The organism is Paenibacillus sp. FSL P2-0089 (genome assembly GCF_038595095.1).
Taxonomy (GTDB): Bacteria; Bacillota; Bacilli; order Paenibacillales; family Paenibacillaceae; genus Paenibacillus_AQ; species Paenibacillus_AQ silagei.
In genome coordinates, this window is the sequence record NZ_CP152006.1 from 7,193,542 (window position 1) to 7,211,576 (window position 18,035).

Genomic DNA, 18,035 nt, shown 5'->3' on the forward strand with positions numbered 1-18,035 from the left:
AATTACGGTGCTAAGGGAGCGGGCTGCTACTCCAGCTCCTTAAGAAATTCCCCAATCCGATCCATATAGCCCGGAACTGTGATGTGGCGCGGGGCGAAGAGGCTGATCATGAGCGCTCTGAAGCTGGAATCCGCCGTCTTCTTGCTCAGCATCGAATGCTCAGCCTCCGGGAAGACCGCCACGCTCAGCAGCTCCGGCCGGACGAGCTTGCGGTACACCTGCTCTGTCTCCTGCCAGTCTACATGAATATCCTGCTGGCCCAGCAGCAACAGCACCGGGGAATGGAATTGCTGAAGATCCTCCCCGGCATCCGACAGGTAATTCTTGCTGACAAAGGTCCACCGCTCCCGCGTCATCAGGTCATCTTCCTTCACTACAGCCAGATAGTCTTCATAGCTCGCCTTCCGCGCCAAAAGCTCCAGAACCTCGTTGTTAGATGCCACTTCCGCTTGAATCTCCGCTTCCGATTTCCCTTCCTGCAGCATTTGCTGCCGGGTATGATAGGCACCCTGGCGCAGCCAGTTAATAGCCGGGGAGACCAGGATGCTGAAGGCGAGCGGCTCCTTACCCGCCAGCTTGGGAATCACCCAGCCTGCCTGACTGGCGCCCCACACCCCGATCCGGTCCGGATCGATATTCGGCTGCTTCCGGGCCCATGCAATAGCCTCGCGGGCTTCTTCCACCCGGTCATCTATACTCTGATCCAGCCAATTTCCTGCCGAACCGCCGATCCCTCTTTTATCAAGAGACAAGGAGGCATACCCCAGACTGGCCAACCGCTCCCATAGCGGCTTATATCCGTCATCATGCGAGGCATTAATCGGCCCGTCTCCATGAATGAAGAGGACTAATCCCAGCTTGCCGGAAGCTGCTGAAGACCCCTTGGGCAGCACCAGCGTACCCGTCAGCTCGCCCTCAGGCGACGCAATCCGGATGGCCTGCTCAGTCATCTCAAAGCGGTTCTGCTGCACAATGTATATCCCCGCACCGCCAAGGAGTGGCACTATAATTAGCAGAGAAATCCATAGTTTCTTCGTTGTCTTCATTTCTTCATCTGCCTCTCTTCTGAACCATGTATTCCCAGCGCAATTCATTGAACAATAAATACAGGGTATAACGAGTCTCCCGTGCCTCCGTATGGAAGGACCACTTCCCGTATAGCTGACGGGCATGCGGATTACCGGCTGATACATGCAGGCTAAGTCTATTCAGTCCCGGGTCGGTTTCTACAAGCTTCTGCGCCCACTCTACAAGCAGCCTTCCCACCCCCTTGTTCTGATGCTCCGGGTGAACCGCGAGGTCGGTAATATAACACTCGCCTGCTGCCGGGGTATGGTCTAGTACATAGAGGCCGATCAGCATTCTGATCATGCCCCGTTTGCCTAATAGCTGTGAGGTTCCCGGTAACGGAGACGTCTGCCTTTTCCCCAAAAGGCGGGCTTCAGGTGTACACTTAATCGCGATGCTGCCAATCACCTCACCCTGCTGCACAGCTACCATCCTGTGTGTATAGGGATCAGCAGGAGCATACTGAAGCAACAACTCAAAGCACCCTGCCAGCTCTGCCTTCTTCAGCCTGATCCGGTTCTGGAATTTCCCTTGAAAAGCTTGAGCCAGCAGCCCCCCCACCGCACGATTATACCTCGCCTCCATAGGTTCGATAGTTACTGGTGCTGTGCTTATTGACGTTGTACCTGTTGGCATCGTTCTCATACGGAACCTCTCCCTTCCACGGGTGCAGCCGGGCCGATGCAGGCCCTCAGCTCATAATGCAGCTTGTCTTGAACGAACAGGGAGAGATAAGAACGTTCAATGACCACCAGCGGTCCCGCGAGAGGAATCGCTTGTGCAGCAGCATGCTCCAGCAGCCGGCCGGTCCATTGCTCCAGCTCCTCCTCGCGGGCCACACATTGCAGAGTCAGATACTCCCCTTCCGGTAAAATAACTCCGCCCGCCTCCGGCTGCTCCAGACACAAGGTCACAGCGCCCGGCTCCTCCAGCACATAATACATATCCGATTCGAACAGATCCGGTATCCCTGCCGCCTGCTCCGCAAGCAGCGCTGCACTCAGCTTCCTGTGTGAATCCAGCTTCATCACCTGCATAAGACTTGTAGCCTTACACTTCTTGATCTGAAAGGTCTCAGGTGAGGTGCTGTAGCTCTGCTGTTCCTCCAGCATTTTACGGATGAACTGCCGAAGCTCCCGGAGGCGGCGCAGCTCTTGCTCAATCCCCTCCAGAGAATGCTCCAGAAGCCCGCGATGCTGCTCCGGACTATAGCCCATACATTCATTAATGGACTGAACAGGCACTTCAAGCTTACGGAGCAGCAGGATATGCGCGAGCTGGTACACTTGATCCATACTGTACATTCTGTACTGATTCTCACCGGTATAAGCAGGCTGCAGAACACCCTTCTCTTCAAAATACCGGATCTGGTGAACCGATACATTCATCAGCTTGGCCAGTTCACTAATTGTTATTTCATTTCTCATCCTAATCACTCCCCAGACTGCGGCTTGGAATATCTCTACGATACACCCTGGGTCAGACCTAAGGTCAAGGGGAGGATTCGAGATCCCGGGCCAGACGGAGAAAAGCCTCAATTGCCGGGGAGAGCCACTTCTCCTCATGCCAGAACATTTGGGTGGAAAAAGATACTGCGGTCAAATCCCACGGCAGGGAGATCAGCTCCCCCCGCTTCAATTCTTCGCTTACGGCCATTTCAGGCAGGATGGCGATGCCCATGCCCAGCTTCGCACATTGTTTGATGGCTTCTGCGCTGTGAAACTCAAGTTCCGTAATGCCCGCCATCCCCTTCTGCGACAGGCTGCGCTCGAAGAAGCTGCGGTAGGAGCACCCTTGCTCCGTCAGTAAGAACGTTTCACCGTGGAAATCCTCGATAGCCAGCGCCGGACGCGACGCCAGCGGATGATCGGGAGCAGCCAGGAGACAGAAGCGTTCCTCCCTTATTTTTTCTCCGCAAAATCCGCTCTCGCCCTTCACTTCATCCAGCATGAAGATAACATCGACATCCCCGTCCCGCAGACTCTGTCTGAGGCTTGGACTCACGAGCGGCAGGAAGATCAAGCGGACTCCGGGATGAAGCTGCCGGAACTTCTGCAACACAGCGGGGAGCCGGTAGGTGCATAATGTCTCATCTGCGCTAATCACGATGGTGCCTGTCAGCTCGCCGGGCTGCTTGAGCGCGTGCTGCGCCTCCTCCACCATACACAGGATGTTATCCGCATAACGCAGGAACGTTTTTCCGGTATCGGTTAACGTCACATTTTTGCCGAGCCGGTCCACCAGCTTCACTCCTAATTCTTCCTCCAGGGCCTTCATTTGCATCGTAACCGTTGAGGGAACGTAGTTCTGCGCTTCGGCGGCGCGGGCGAAATTGAGCGTGGAAGCCAGCGTATAGAAGGTTTTAAGTTGGCGCAATTCCATCTGTTGTCACTCCTTCGTTCAAAAAAAATGAACGTTCCATTCAGAAACGTTTCTTTGACTTAACCTTAGCAGCATCGTAGAGTGATGACAAGAACGGCGGCCGATTCCGTTATGAATGTACAAGGATATGAAACCACAAGGAGCGAATGAACTTGAATAACCGATTGACGATATATATTCTGGCACTTGCCGTTTTTCTGATCGGGACGATTGAATATATTATTACCGGCGTCATTGAGATGATGGCCTCAGATCTTGGCGTATCCACCTCCGAAGTGGGTCTGATGGTGACTGTATTCGCGCTGTCCGCAGCGATTATTGCACCGGTTCTCATTGCACTCACCCTCAATATGGACCGCAAAAAGCTGCTGATGACCGCCCTCGGCGTGTTCATTGCCAGCAACGGGCTGATGCTTCTGAACCTGCCTTATGAAGCTATGCTGGGGGTACGGGTTATCCAAGGGGCAAGCGGGGGCATAGCTACCGTAGTCGCTATGGCTGTAGCTACACGGCTCGTGGAGAAGGAGCGCAGAGGCAATGCGATTGGCATTATTCTGATGGGACTGAGCAGCTCGCTGGTTCTGGGCGTTCCGGCTGGTACTTTTTTCAGTGAACACTTTGGGTGGAGGGCTCTGTTCATCATCGTCGGGGGGCTGAGCCTTGTTCCGCTGTTCATCATCTCTGCCAAGGTCCCTGCCATCAAAGAAAAAGAAGCCGTCACCCTCAGGATGCAGCTGTCTGTGCTGAAGGATTCCAGAATTGTTACTGCTCTGGTGATCACCTTACTATATGTAGGGGGTTACGCTACACTCTTCACTTATATTACCCCTTACCTGCAGGCCGCATCCTCACTGTCTGTGACCGAAATCAGCGGGGTGCTCTTCCTGGCGGGAGTCTGCAGCTTCATGGGCTCCAAGTTAGGCGGGCAATTGGCTGATTCCAAAGGATCGAAGTTCACCATAATTACGGGACTTCTGTTACAGGCAGCCACGCTCCTCCTGTTCGCAATGGCAGGCGTTCATGTGATCGTCCTCCTCCTGATCCTGATGATCTTCATGCTGGGGACCTGGAGCATCTCCCCCGCGCAACAGCTCCTGCTGGTCACCCTGGTTCCCCGGAACCCGGATATGGCCCTGAGCGTCAATACTTCCTTCATCCAGTTCGGCTTCGCGCTGGGATCGGGCCTAGGCGGCTATGTGATCAGCCGTACCTCTGTGCTCCACCTGAACTGGGCGGGTCTCGCGGCTGTAGCGGTAGCTCTGATTCTGGCCATCCGGCTGTTCAAGACTCATAAGGCTTGATCTCTTTCTGGGTATAGGTTGGGCAAATTTAATACAGCAAGACAAAGAGGCTATCCCAAGGGATGGCCTCTTTGCATGTATATAAGAGCTGGCAGGCTGGTGGTTAGCCGTACGCTCTCTATTGCTACAGATGGTTGACCGCGGCTGGCGGCTGATGCCCATCTGTTCCATTCGTCAGTCCCAGCGTGTGCGCTGCGGAAGCATGAATGTCGTTCAATAGCTTCGGGTTAGCCGACAGGGACATGCCGTAGGCAGGAATCATCTGCTTGATCTTCGGCTCCCAGGCCTTGATCTGCTGCGGGAAGCACTTGGTGATTACCTCCAGCATGACAGAGACGGCCGTTGACGCCCCTGGCGAGGCTCCAAGCAATGCGGCGATGGAGCCGTCAGCGCTGCTGATCACTTCCGTTCCGAATTGAAGCATGCCTTTACCGGCTGCTGTATCCTTAATAATCTGCACCCGCTGGCCCGCCACCACCAGCTCCCAATCCTCGCTGCTGGCATCCGGGATGAACTCCCGCAGCGCTTCCATGCGCTGTTCTTTGGACAGCATGACCTGCCCGATCAGATACTTGGTCAATGACAGGTTCTTCGCTCCTGCGGCAAGCATCGTAACCAGATTATCCGGCTTGACCGAAGTAATCAGATCGAACATGGAGCCGTATTTCAGGAACTTGGGCGAGAAGCCGGCAAACGGCCCGAAGAACAAGGATTCCTGCTTATCGATCACCCGGGTATCCAGATGCGGAACAGACATCGGAGGCGCACCTACAGCAGCCTTACCGTACACCTTGGCATGATGCTGGGCTACAATCTCCGGCTTCTTGCAGACCATGAACAGTCCGCTTACCGGGAATCCGCCAATCTTTTTACCTTCCGGGATGCCGGATTTCTGCAGCAGATGCAGGCTTCCTCCCCCGCCGCCGATGAAGACGAACTTGGCGTTATGACGCTCTGTTACGCCGCTGGCGAGATTCTTCACCTTCAGCTCCCAGGAGCCGTCCTGCGCGCGCTTCAGGTCATCCACCTGATGATTATACCTAATATCGGTGTTATTGCTCTGCAAGTGGTTGAACAGCATACGGGTCAGGGCGCCGAAGTTCACATCCGTTCCCGAATCGATTTTGGTAGCCGCTATCGGCTGTTCCAGCTTCCGGTTCTTCATCATCAGCGGAATCCATTCCATCAGCTGCCTTGGGTCATCGGAGAATTCCATGCCTTGAAATAGCGGACTATTTGAAAGCGCTTCATATCGTTTTTGTAAAAATGCAACGTCCTTCTGTCCTTCCACAAAGCTCATATGTGGCACAGGTACAATGAAATCCTGCGGATTGTGTATTCGTTTCTGGCTCACCAGATAGGACCAGAATTGCTTGGAGAACTGAAATTCCTCGTTCACCTTAATCGCCTTGCTGATGTCGATCGATCCGTCCGGCTGCTCTGTAGTATAGTTAAGCTCGCAGAGTGAAGAATGCCCCGTTCCCGCATTGTTCCATTCCCCCGAACTTTCCTCCCCGGCACCCGCACGCCGCTCAAACACGGTTATTTGCCAATCCGGTACTAATTCCTTTAACAGTGAACCAAGTGTTGCACTCATGATTCCAGCACCAATTAAAATAACGTCTGTTTTTGTTTGTTGGTTGCTCATATTATACCGTCCTTCTACCCTACGATTTGCAGGAAGGATGCAGGCACTCCTGCTTAGGCGCCATAGCAAGCCAGCGCGGACCAAGTCACACACCGTTTGGATCAATCCTGATCCTAGTTTATCACTAATGAAACTAAATTTTAAGATTTATCTTAATTTTTATAAACTTTTTAATTAATAATCACGGGCCGCATCGAACCAGCCCTGCGCCGCTTCCTCTGTTATAGGCTGGCCGAGCTGGTGCTCTGACTGGCTGAGCTGCCATACCGCTTCGCCCAGGTCTTCCCTCTCGGTAGTCTCGATGCCCTTCAGCGAATTGAAGCGCAAGGTGAAGGCGGTAATGGCTGCTTCCGCCTCTTCAAGATTGCGGGCCTCCGCCATAGCTGCTTGTGCAGCATCGTAGGCTTCGTTCGCCAGCTTGGCCAGACGCTTCGGCCAGGCGGAGAACGGGCGGCCGTATTCGCTCTGCCACCACTCCGGCTTCCTGAGCTGGCTTATGGAGGCATAATCATCCCAGGGGCGGACCTTGGCGCGCGCCTTCATCTGCTGCCGCAGACGTTTGCCTACAGCCTCCTCGACATTGTAGGCGATGAACCGGTCCAGCAGCGGCCACGTATCCAGGGAAGGCAAGCCATCCAGCTCCGGCATGAAGCGGAGCTCCAGGCTGGTCAGCCCGCTAAGGCGTGCAAGTGCGTCAAGATCACAGAAGCTGCCCCACAAGCTCAGGGATTCCAGGTTCGGGAACTGCTCCAGACCCGCAAGCGAGATGGGCTGGCCCAGCGGCGGGCTATTCAGCGTCAGGTTGGTCACACCCTGCAGCTCACCCAGATCCGGCAGCCGGTACGGCGCATCACTGCTGCGCCGGCTCATATCCGGTACTAAGGCCAACGTAGTCGGCAGATGGCCGGAAGCCGAGAAGCGTGTCAGATCGCCGGACAGGCTCAGGTTGTACAGCTTCTCCGGCAGAACCAGGCTCAGCTGTCCATTTGCCAGAGGACCCAGTTTGATACCCAGGGTATAGATATCCGCCCGGCTACCGTCCAAGGGTGTAGCCTCCGGCAGCACCGGGGTCCAGCTTATACTCTCAATAGGCCGCCGCTCCGCCCACTCCAGGAAGCCCGTGTCACCGCCGGTATAGCTCAGATAACGCGGCCAAGGGGAGCCGGCCGGGGTGGCGAAGGGCTCGAAGACAGACCAGTTGATGCGCTCATCCGCAGCGACCAGCAACTCCGCTGGTTGCTTCGATTCCCTGGGGCCGATTGATAAGCTGCCCATACCGGGCTTGCGGTCAAGCGTGTGGCTGCCGGGCCCCGTCAGATCAAGGACATACCGTCCGGGTTCTGTAATCGGAGCCGGGGGAAGAGCTTGGTTATCTGTGGACATTTGCTTCATCCTTTCTGCTTGATCCTACCTGTATTCTCGATCCTACTAATATTCTCTATACTACCTTTGTTTGCTATTCTAACTCAACCATACGATATCCTGGGGCTCACAGCAACTTTGCCCTATAACGCGAACAAGCCCGGGCCGTTACCGGCCCAAGCGCTCATCTCTATTTAGTTTGGAGTGCAGCTATTACACGCTCTGCCCTTCATTCGTCCCTGCCTTGTACATACTCTCTGCTTCAACCGGATTCTCTTTGGCTGTCAGATGCTGCGGAGTGATCCGGTACACTTGTACGGGCCCGCCGTACACAGCCGACCGGTATTTCTCGACATGCTGCTTGGACAGAGGCCGGTTATAGTATCCGGGCACATACTTGTTCATCATCTCCTGCAGGACCTGCGTAGCCTCATCCAGATCCATCACCGGCTCTGCCTGCCCGAAGACCATCACGCTCATATAGGCGGTATCCGTCTTGGCGGGCACGGGGTTCGTGATTGTCCCATACTCCTCACAGACTGTGAAGCATACCTCTGAGTTCTCACTCATCACCTGATTGCGTCTTCCATCCCCGGCCCCGTGGATATACAGCTTCCCGTCCATCCATACATAGTTAAGCGGCACAACATACGGGAGATTACCATCCGCTAATCCCAGAAACCCAATTCTCGCCTGCTTCAAAAACTGTTCAATTCTCGCCTCATCCTTACATTCCCTAACCTTGTAACGAACCGGATTCATATCGAACCCTCTCCTTCCCGCGTCCTCCGCGTATACGTTATTCGGTAGTATATCAGCTATTGGATTGTGCTAAAATATCCAAAGAGCACAGTTTCAACCAATCCATAATTTAGACGCTGTAACGAAACTACGACCGGGAGGGATTCCTTATGATGTTCGTCAACCGTGAGGATACAAGCCCGATCTGGCAGCAACTGCTGAATCAGGCCATTTATAATATTACACAAGGTATCTGGACCCCGGGTGAGCTGCTGCTCCCTTCCCGTGAACTCGCCGAGCAGCTTGGAGTCTCCCGCTCCACGGTGCAGCTCGTCTATGAGGAACTGCTGAGCAGAGGGTATACCATAACCTCCCGGCGGGGCGGAACACGGGTAAGCCATTGGAACCCGGTTCCTGAAGCGGCACAGGAGGAGTCGGTGCCGGAAGGACCTGTTCCACCTTCAATTCCCCTGCTGAACTCAGCGGTAGATCAGCTGCAAGACTGGTTCGGAGGCCATCTGCCTCAGGAGGTGAAGATCGATTTCACCCCCCACGAGCCTTATGTGGATAGGACCTTCCAGAACCACTGGCGGCAATCTCTGCTTCACGCCTCTGCCGCAATGGACGTATCCGATTGGTCCTACGGCAATCCCTATGGTCTCCTGCCGCTCAGGGAACAGATTCAGCGGTACTTGCTGCTTGAGCGGGGCATACGGATTGAACTCAATCAGATTCTGCTGACCTCAGGAGCGCAGCACAGCCTTGACCTGATTGCCCAATCCCTGCTCACGGAAGGAGATACCGTCTCTGTGGAAGATCCCGGCTTCCCTGCGGCCTGGATGGCGATGAATTACCGGCGGATGCACGTAGCCCCTGTCCCGGTAGACGGACATGGCCTTGTGGTTGACCAGCTTCACCCGGAATCGCGTCTGGTCTTCGTAACTCCATCGCACCAGTGCGCCATAGGCTCCGTGATGTCAGAGCCGCGCAGGCAGCAGTTGCTGCATCAGGCCGTGCAGGAGCAGCTATGGATTATAGAAGACGGCTATGACAGTGAATTCCGCTACCGTGGCGATCCGCTGCCCACGCTCTATAGCCAGGCGCCGAATAATACCCTGTATATGATGAGCTTCTCTAAAATGATCGCCCCGGCCATCCGTATCTCGGCGATTGTCGGCCCGGCGCGGGCCATTGCCCAGCTGGCCCGCGTACAGGAGCTGACCTACCGCCACCTTCCGGTGATGGACCAGCTCACCTTGAACCATTTTATTCAAAAAGGGCACTTCATGCGCCATATGCGCAGAGTCCGCAATGTGTACCGCCGCAGACATGAGGCCATCACCAAGGCGATAACCGCAAGCGGTCTAGCCGAGCGGTTCACCCTGAGCGGAGCAGAGACGGGACTGCATGTCTTCCTTGAGGCAGAATCAGACTACGATGAGGAAGCCGTGACCCGGTTAGCCCTGGAGCAGGGAATCCGGGTATATCCGCTTGCACACTACTGTCTGGAGAGCCGCAGGAAGGGTTGGGTGCTGGGGTTCGCCAAGGTGGATGAGACCTTGATTGAGCAGGGGATTCACCGGCTGGCCGGGCTGTTATTATAAGCCCCTGCTTATGGTCCCGGATGATCTGCTCTCCTTGCGCCCAAACTGCACATAATAAACCATGCTCACCGCAATAACCAGAACAGCAAGCACCGCGAAAATATTACTAAACACAAAGGAAGCCTCATTTCCAGGTATAGGATTGAACGCCGCTGCCGGGGCACCGGAGTCGAGCACCTTGCCCAGGACCGCCGTCGATGTAGCGGCTGAGATGAAGGTGAGCATGGAGAACAGCCCCATCCCCACTCCTGTCTGCTCTGGGGTCAACGTCCGCGAAACCGTATTTGACATAGCAATCTGCATGAACGACTGGCCCAGCACACAGAACACCAGCGAGATCGAGACCAGGACCGCTGATCCTCCAGCTACGGAAGACAAGCACAGGAAGCCTATCCCCAGAAGCGAGGCCGCCGTATACACGAGCCGAGGATTCCCGTGCTCATCTGCCAGCTTGCCGCCCTTACGGCCCAGAACCGTGGTAACGATAGCTGCCGGCAGCATGATGATCCCGACATAGGCGGGAGACAGACCGTTTACAAGTGTCAGCAGCTGCGGGATGAGATATGGAGAGCTGAAGCTGATTCCTGTAATGCAGAAGGTAATCATCAGGATGATCGAATACTGCCTGTTGCGGAAAATATCGGGATGGATAAACGGAGCCGCAGCGGAGCGGATACGCAGAATAAACAGGAGGAGCATCAGAACCGCTGCCAGCGCAAACGGGAAGCTCCCGCTCGTTAATGCCAATAAGGTTGCCGTTACCGCCCCAGCCAGCAATATGCCGCCAAGCCAGTCCATCGGACCCGCCTTTCCTGATTCATCATCCTGCAGATATTTGCGGTAGACCGGCAGTGTCAGCAGCGACAGCAACGGAATGAGGAACAGAATCCGCCAGCTCCAGGCGCTGATGACCATACCGGCAATAATCGGCCCCAGCGCGGTACCCAAGGCTATCCCAATGGCAGACGTACCCAGCGCACGGCCTCTTTTCTCGGGAGAAAAGTAACGGATCGGGATGATCATAGCCATAGCAGGGATCACGGAAGCCCCGGCTGCCTGAATTACACGACCCGCAATAATCATCCAGTATTCGGTGGCGGCAACGCCAGCCATAGACCCCAGGACAAAGAGCAGTAATCCATAGGTCAACAGGTTCTTCAGCCGGTACTTCTCCGTCAATTTGCCGAAGGTAACGGCACCAACAGCATATACAATCATATAACTGGTAATGACCCAGCTTACCTGAGATGGAGATAATTCAAATTGCTTACTGATCGTCGGCAACACAATATTGAACATATTCGCATTCATTGATGAAATCACCAGGATAAAAACGAGCGCGCGCATTAACACATTCCCTTTGATATCAGGGGTTACAGCATGGTTCTTCATAGGTGGTGCTCCTCTCTCCATATATCAATTCGATTTAGGTTAGTCAGTACTTACTGTCATTTCATTCAAAAAAACAACTAGGGTGTTAAAGCCCTAGTAAAGGTCTGGACACTTGCCGTGATGAATTCCTCCAGCGACACCGAAGTAAAATTCCCCTCATCGTCCAGATTGTTCAGGAATGCGCCATAATTCATCACCATAAATTGCACAGCCTGCACTCTGGGATTCCCGGGAATCAGCTTCCCCCGCTCGGTCATGGCCTTGAAATAATCCGTCAGATTCCGCATCAACTGCTCCGGGGCGGTTCTGCTATACTCCTTAAGACCGGGGAGTTGATCCCCTTCCTTGATAAATATCATATTCATCTTCCGGTTGAGGTTCATAATCTCATGATACGTCCGGCTGACCAGCAGCAGATCGGTATGAAGATCCCATATAATGCTTTCATTGAACAGCCTGGCCATATCTTCGGTATAATGAAACCGGTCGAAGGCCCGCTCCAGCAGGTTCAGCTTGGTTCCGAACTGGCGGAACAGCGTCTTCTCGCTTAAGCCTGCCGCCGCCGCAATCTCCTGGGTGGTCACACTCTTGTAGCCCTTCTCTGCGAACAGATCAATGGCAGCGGTCAGGAGTTTATCACTGGTACTTAGCGATTTGCTCTCCATCATCATATTCCTCATTTCAAAAGTTGACTGTCAGTACTAACTGACATATTAAATTAAGAATACACCCTGCTCCCGAATTTAGCAAGGTGTATCGTACTGCCCGCTATCGCTTAAGCCGTTTCCAGCTCAATACGCTTGTCCTATTCTAACAGCGAGGTAACGCCCAATGCAGCAAATAGGAGCAAGCCCAGCCCCAGCAGAATGCCTCCCATCAGCGAATACCGTACCTCCCGCTGAAACGATGCGGTGCCTGGGCCTCCAGGTGCCGGCGGGCCGGGCTGGGCTACCGCGCCTTCCAGACGGGTACGCCTGCCCGTGCGCCGCCGTTGATAGCCAATAATGAGTAATACAATCCCCAGCAGACTCAAGAAGCTGCCAGGGTAGACGAATGCCATCCACAGGTTGTCCATAGTACACCTCCCTGTCCGTGATCTTGATCTATACTTAACCAAGTCACGGTACGCCAAACAGGGAGATGCCGCCAGGCTAGAAGCAGGTGAACGAGCTAACCCGGTTCAAATCAACGCCGTAGTATCCCCAGAAGAAGCCGTTCCATCTGAAGCCTGCGACCGAACTTCTGCCCACGAATACCGGGTAGAACCAGAACTGCTCACCATTATTCAGCCAGATATAAGTGTTGCGGAACAGGCATCCTCTGATGCCCCCGGGGTCAACCGCATAAGCCGTGACCGCTGGTGCTTGCGGTACGAATTGCGGTGGTGGCGCCGTCGGTGCGGCTACTCCTCCCGGCGCACCCCCGGGCGTCCCCGGAAATCCTCCGGGCCCTCCGCCTGGAATCCCTGGAATCCCTGGAATCCCCGGCCCTCCCGGCAAGCCTGGTCCACCCGGAAATCCCGGTATCCCCGGAAATCCTCCGCCGCCTCCCGGCACTGGTATAAATCCCATATCTATCGCTCCTCTTTCGTTTCATTAGGCATAATCATCATATGCATTCGCGGAGAAGATGCCTGGGCGGATGCCCAGGTGCAATGGGCTTTTAACAGCATCCCGCCTAGCGGAGGGCAATCTGCACTATAGCTCATGGATCATCAGACTATATCGTAAGAGCGGAACTCATCAATGAACTCCTCCAGCCAGTCTTCCGTGTAATCCAGCGCCCCGCTATCACTGATGAACTCGACATCAAGTCCCATCACCCACAACCGGCGGGCAATCATAAACAGATCAATTACAGATTCATCTTGTTCGGAGAAGTCTCTGACCGAGCGGTAGCCCGACATTAACGCCTGCCACAGCGGTTCCTTCTTCTCCTGAGGCAGGCGTTTTCTATGCCGGACCTGGGCCAAGTCGTAGGCGCGCCAACCTTGTGCCGCCCATTCAAAATCATAATGCGTGAACGCATCGCCCTCCTGGAAGGCATTGTTATTCCCGTGCAAATCTCCGTGGCAGATGCCCCAGTCCAGGCCCGGACTAGCAGCATTGATCCGTTCCGTTAATGCACCGGCGAACTCGCGCAGGTACGCAGCAGAGCGGTGTCCCTCACCTAGATAATCCACAATACGGTTCAGCGGCTGGAGGATCAGAGCGCGGGTATCCAGATCCGGTCTAGGCAGATCCAAGGAAACCCTGTCCATGGCAGCATGCAATTCAGCAGCGGATTTTCCGAAGGAAGCACATGATTCCTCATCATGCAGCACGTTCTCAGTGCCTGTCAGATAGCTGTAAATCACGGCAACTCTCGGGCCCTCCGGCGCATCGATGACCGTATATAAGCTGCTGTTCTTTTGAGGGAGGGGAACGGAAACCTTTGTATTTACTGCGCTTAATTGGTGCTCCAGCTGTGTCAGCAGAGACAATTCATAGACAACATCACTTTCAGCTATCGATTGGCGGTAGACCCGAAGAATATAAGTACCTGTGCCAGTACGGATTCTGTAAGTATCGTTCAAGCCGCGTAACCAGAACAGGCAATCTCGCCAATCCCCAATGTCGTACAGAGGACTAAGGCAATATTCCAAATAATTTGGATCTAGAACGGAACGCATGGCCTTCGGTTTATGATACATTTAGCTCTCCCCTAGCTTGCTGCTCCAGCCGGACAACGGTCTCCTCGAACGTTTTGACCGGACTGTAGCCGAGCTCGTTTTTTATTTTGTCGCAACTATACGCCGTCCTTATAGGGTCCCCGCCCGGTATAATGAACTTCTTATTCAGGGCAAGCCCAATACGCATCGTAAAATCTTTTTCCGGATAATTTCCGTCAATTGCGTTATAGCACTGGTTCCCAGCCGCAGGCTGCGTCGCTGCCAGTACACACATCTCAGCCAGGTTGTCCGCATGCACCCAGGGCGTTAAGTCCTCTGGATGAATCCAGTCCACTTCCCCGGAATCAGCAAGCTTAGTGATCAGTCGGTCGCCCCAGTGCGAGTTGGATTCGGAGCAGATCACTCCAGGACGCAGGATCACACTTGTCAAACCGTTAGCCCTTGCAGCTTGTACAATCCGTTCCGATTCACATTTGGTTGAAATGTATACCTCCCCGTGGCCGAAGGCAAGGCTGCTAGCCTCATCCAGCTCCACCTCTCCATCAAAATGACCATAGACCGATACTGTAGAAATATGCACGAAGCGTTCCACTCCCGCAGATACAGCACCGTCAACCAGACTCTGAACCCCCTGAACATTGGACGCCTCGGCAATCGCCCGGTCCTCCCCCAGATACGCCGCAGCGTGAATGACAATATCCACATTCCGAAGCGCTTCCGCGATAACAGCTCTATCTGTCAAGTCTCCGATGACGGGTGTAATGCCGAGCTCTTCACATAGTGCAATCTGGTCCGCATTTCGGATAAGTCCTTTGACCTCTGCTCCCTCGGTAACACATCTTCTGGCAATTTTATCTCCTGCCGTGCCCGTAACGCCTGTTACGAGAACGACTTTATCTCGAAGTCTCATTGAGATCCCCCTCTAGTACATAGTTTCTTTTATCGCCTTCTTATCTATTTTACCTACGGATGTTCTGGCAAGTGACTGAGTAATCACTAAGCGGGTAGGCAACTTATATTCGGCTATCGATTGACCGCAGAATTGTTGCAAATCCTCTAGAGCGAGTGTCTGCTTATCCTTAAGTACAACTACCGCAGTGACTTCTTCACCTTTATCCGGCAGGGGCATTCCTACCACAGCAGCCTCAAGGATGGAGGGATGTGCGCTGATTGCTTGCTCCACTTCAGAGCAGTAGACATTAGAAGCTCCCACTATAATCATGTCTTTCTTCCGGTCCATAAGATATAGATAACCGTCTTCATCCAATCTGCCGACATCACCCGTATGAAGCCACCCATTTCGGATGGTCTTGCCTGTCTCTTCCGGATTGTTCCAGTAACCAAGCATGATTTGTTCACTTCTGCATATGATTTCGCCAATGTCTCCTTGCTCTACATCTTGCCCTGAGTCATTGACTATACGCACCTCAAACGGCTTCTGGCCCCAGCGCTCCATATGGGATGGATTCCCGACCGACTGCAGCCGATGAAGCTTCCCCTCTGCAAGGCACTCTTGTACAGATAAAAAGCTGATAAATTGACCGCTCTCTGTCTGTGAATACACCTCGGATATCTGCGCGTTAGGGAATACTTCCAGAGCTTGCTGCAAGGTCTTCTCACTGATCGGAGCACCTCCGCAGGATATGCCTGCCACGGACCCGACTTCTCTGGAACGGTTACCTGCCAAGGCAGTAATATCCCTAAATAGGAGCCCGACGGTTCCCAGAAATCTGATTTGCTCATGCTCAATAATATCTATAACCTCGTTAGCCTGCAGCGGATAGGAGTCCGGATAAATGAGACAGCCTCCTTCAAAAAGAGTTGTCCAAAGGATAAATTGTCCGGTAAGATGGGCTTGATTGGGAACAAGCGATTTTTTGGCCGGATTATGCCCTCCGCCTCTTGCAGGGCTCATGAAAGCCCACTTTCTGATCGCCCGATGAGAGTGCATCACACCCTTAGAGCGTCCCGTCGTACCTCCGGTATATATAATAAGAGCGACATCATCCGGCTGTGCTGTGTACCATGCTGTTAATGGAGAGGAAGTCGCGATTAAATCTTCTAAGGACAGGCCGCCGTTGACAGGCTTGAACGTGATGGCAAAAGCTATATTGGACGCCGAAAGAGAAGAGGCAATTCTCGGATGCTCCGCATCATACACGATAGCTGTTGGGGCAGCATCATCAAGGATCTGATTCATCTCTCTAGAGGCCAGACCTGGAAAGATTGTAACTGGAATGGCACCTATAGCAATTACGGCACATTCTGCAATCACAAGATATGGACAAGGATCACCTGCAAGCGCCACCCGTTCACCGGGTCCTATTCCCAAGTCCTTCAGACCTCCCGCCACACAGCTCACCTGATGCAGTAATTGTTGATAGGTCAGATACTCATTTCTGTACTTTGTAGCATAGTGATCGGGCTGTAACCGGGCCACATGAGGCAATATTTCTGAAAGAAGCATACGTATACCCTCCAAGAGTGTTTATCCTGCTATTTGCTGATCCGCCCCATCCGCTCAGCCCAAATAATCATCCGGCAGGTGCAGCTCCCGCAAGCAAGCGGTGAATTTCTCCCTGAAATTAGGATTTCCTTTGTATTCGGGCCATATCGCCTTATAGTAAGGCAGAAGCTTCTCATGTGGAATAACGTCCCAATGTGAAATGGAGCTGCGCAGTACCTCTGTACCTCCGGTACGGAACATCTGCTCAATGATCTGCCAGCTCTCCTGCTTATTCCCGCAGTCTCTCACGGCATAGATCGCAGCCGTCTGCATAACCAGGCTGGTATGGCACAGGAAGGGTGCGAAATCGCGGAGGTTCACAGCATCGCAGTCTTTTAGAATATAACCGGCATAACGCAGAGTTTCCGCATCATTAATCCCTTCAAGCCTCTCAAGCCTCTGCCGGATCAGCGGAATGAATTCGGTCCGGTCCTCATTCTTGCCGTAAGTATGCAGAATTGTTAAGGCGCGGAGCGCTCCCTCAGCGTCATCCGACTGTAGCAGCTTCAGCAGATAGGGTCTGCCCGCCGCAAAGGACGTTTTGCAAAGCAGCGAGATGGCTGTTTTGGAATCCCGGGGGCTATGCTCCGTCACATGCTTCAGGAATTCCAGGGTGGACGGGGCGATTCGCTTGAACTTGAACATGGCCTCCAGCGCCTTGACCTGCAGCTTCCCGTCAGGGGTGTTCTGATACAGCTGAATAAGCGTATTCTCGTCACCCGGCAGCCGGCTGCCAAACCATGCGTTGTCATAATCCAGAATAATCTCATCCAGCCAGCGCTCGTACCAGTCCAGGAAGTTATCTTCATAGACGAAGAAGAACGGGCGGTCAGGGAAAAATTCCGAAGTATACACAATCCTCCCCCGGTGCTCCCCTTCCAGCACGAGATACATCTCATATTCGCAGCCCTGGGTGCCGATACACAGCATTCCGCCAAGCGCCTTGTTTCTCGCTTCCTCGTACTCTTCATCCGAGATGTCCCGCTCCCCCGTCAGAGGCTCTGTCAATAGATTCCATTCCTCTGCAGTCATCCCGGGGCGAAGCGCCGCCCGGCCCTGGAGTGCCGGAAGCTCGGTATAGGAGGTAGCCTGTTCAAGCGGATAGATTCCGTAATACGGCCCAGCCCCGCCGTTCCCGATCTCTGCCAGGAATCGGGCAAACGGCTCAGGAAGCTTGATCCCATATTGGGCCTCCCAGTCCGCCAGCTCGCCTAACGTAAGCATCTCTGCAAGCTTGTATTGATGCGAAGAGGCACCGAATTCCGCGAACTCCGCATCCTTGCGCAGGGCCTGCCCCAGCTTCGTCCTGATCCGCGCAAGCTGCGCAGCCTGCTTTTCTAATTCCATGATGATCCCTCCT

Annotated in this window: 17 protein-coding genes; 2 read left to right on the plus strand and 15 right to left on the minus strand. The window is 53.9% G+C overall.

Annotation, left to right across the window (positions count from 1 at the left end; genetic code table 11):
* Positions 1-26: 26 nt before the first annotated feature.
* The 4 genes from NST69_RS30640 to NST69_RS30655 form a co-directional block, all read right to left on the minus strand.
* Complete coding sequence (locus NST69_RS30640) at positions 27-1,046, minus strand: alpha/beta hydrolase (RefSeq protein WP_342547965.1); 1,020 nt, start codon at positions 1,044-1,046, stop codon at positions 27-29.
* Between the two features lie 4 nt (positions 1,047-1,050).
* On the minus strand, positions 1,051-1,713 hold the full coding sequence (locus NST69_RS30645; protein WP_342547966.1) for a GNAT family N-acetyltransferase: 663 nt from the start codon (positions 1,711-1,713) through the stop codon (positions 1,051-1,053).
* Positions 1,710-2,495, minus strand: a complete 786-nt coding sequence (locus tag NST69_RS30650) for a MerR family transcriptional regulator (protein WP_342547967.1) — start codon at positions 2,493-2,495, stop codon at positions 1,710-1,712. The genes NST69_RS30645 and NST69_RS30650 overlap by 4 nt, the downstream gene beginning before the upstream one ends.
* Before the next feature lie 64 nt (positions 2,496-2,559).
* Positions 2,560-3,450 (minus strand): LysR family transcriptional regulator, encoded by an 891-nt coding sequence (locus tag NST69_RS30655; RefSeq protein WP_342547968.1) that lies wholly within the window; start codon positions 3,448-3,450, stop codon positions 2,560-2,562.
* A gap of 152 nt (positions 3,451-3,602) precedes the next feature.
* Between NST69_RS30655 and NST69_RS30660 the strand changes: the two genes are divergently transcribed.
* Entirely contained in the window at positions 3,603-4,751 is a 1,149-nt protein-coding gene (locus tag NST69_RS30660) for an MFS transporter (RefSeq protein ID WP_342547969.1), read from the plus strand.
* A gap of 124 nt (positions 4,752-4,875) precedes the next feature.
* Here NST69_RS30660 and NST69_RS30665 read toward each other — a convergent pair whose 3' ends face one another.
* The 3 genes from NST69_RS30665 to NST69_RS30675 form a co-directional block, all read right to left on the minus strand.
* Positions 4,876-6,399 carry a malate:quinone oxidoreductase gene (locus tag NST69_RS30665; RefSeq protein WP_342547970.1) on the minus strand — a complete coding sequence of 508 codons (1,524 nt, stop codon included), beginning with the start codon at positions 6,397-6,399 and terminating at the stop codon, positions 4,876-4,878.
* A 174-nt stretch (positions 6,400-6,573) separates the two neighbouring features.
* Positions 6,574-7,782 (minus strand): hypothetical protein, encoded by a 1,209-nt coding sequence (locus NST69_RS30670; protein WP_342547971.1) that lies wholly within the window; start codon positions 7,780-7,782, stop codon positions 6,574-6,576.
* A 192-nt stretch (positions 7,783-7,974) separates the two neighbouring features.
* Entirely contained in the window at positions 7,975-8,523 is a 549-nt protein-coding gene (locus NST69_RS30675; RefSeq protein WP_342547972.1) for a pyridoxamine 5'-phosphate oxidase family protein, read from the minus strand.
* Between the two features lie 149 nt (positions 8,524-8,672).
* On the opposite strand from NST69_RS30675, the gene NST69_RS30680 reads away from it, so the two are divergent.
* Positions 8,673-10,106, plus strand: a complete 1,434-nt coding sequence (locus NST69_RS30680) for a PLP-dependent aminotransferase family protein (protein ID WP_342547973.1) — start codon at positions 8,673-8,675, stop codon at positions 10,104-10,106.
* Here NST69_RS30680 and NST69_RS30685 read toward each other — a convergent pair.
* From NST69_RS30685 to NST69_RS30720, 8 genes are all read right to left on the minus strand, one after another.
* A complete protein-coding gene (locus NST69_RS30685) occupies positions 10,101-11,498 on the minus strand; it encodes an MFS transporter (protein ID WP_342547974.1) in 1,398 nt (465 codons plus the stop codon). The two genes, NST69_RS30680 and NST69_RS30685, sit on opposite strands and share 6 nt — an antisense overlap.
* Positions 11,499-11,575: 77 nt before the next feature.
* Entirely contained in the window at positions 11,576-12,166 is a 591-nt protein-coding gene (locus tag NST69_RS30690) for a TetR/AcrR family transcriptional regulator (protein ID WP_342547975.1), read from the minus strand.
* A 137-nt stretch (positions 12,167-12,303) separates the two neighbouring features.
* Entirely contained in the window at positions 12,304-12,573 is a 270-nt protein-coding gene (locus NST69_RS30695; protein WP_036722938.1) for a hypothetical protein, read from the minus strand.
* Positions 12,574-12,649: 76 nt separating this feature from the next.
* A complete protein-coding gene (locus tag NST69_RS30700) occupies positions 12,650-13,069 on the minus strand; it encodes a collagen-like protein (protein WP_342547976.1) in 420 nt (139 codons plus the stop codon).
* Positions 13,070-13,212: 143 nt separating this feature from the next.
* Positions 13,213-14,190 carry a phosphotransferase gene (locus NST69_RS30705; protein WP_342547977.1) on the minus strand — a complete coding sequence of 326 codons (978 nt, stop codon included), beginning with the start codon at positions 14,188-14,190 and terminating at the stop codon, positions 13,213-13,215.
* Positions 14,180-15,079, minus strand: a complete 900-nt coding sequence (locus tag NST69_RS30710; protein ID WP_342547978.1) for an NAD(P)-dependent oxidoreductase — start codon at positions 15,077-15,079, stop codon at positions 14,180-14,182. Before NST69_RS30710 ends, NST69_RS30705 begins: the two co-directional genes overlap by 11 nt.
* 12 nt (positions 15,080-15,091) lie before the next feature.
* On the minus strand, positions 15,092-16,636 hold the full coding sequence (locus tag NST69_RS30715; RefSeq protein ID WP_342547979.1) for a class I adenylate-forming enzyme family protein: 1,545 nt from the start codon (positions 16,634-16,636) through the stop codon (positions 15,092-15,094).
* A gap of 54 nt (positions 16,637-16,690) precedes the next feature.
* On the minus strand, positions 16,691-18,022 hold the full coding sequence (locus NST69_RS30720) for an SMI1/KNR4 family protein (protein ID WP_342547980.1): 1,332 nt from the start codon (positions 18,020-18,022) through the stop codon (positions 16,691-16,693).
* Between the last annotated feature and the right edge of the window lie 13 nt (positions 18,023-18,035).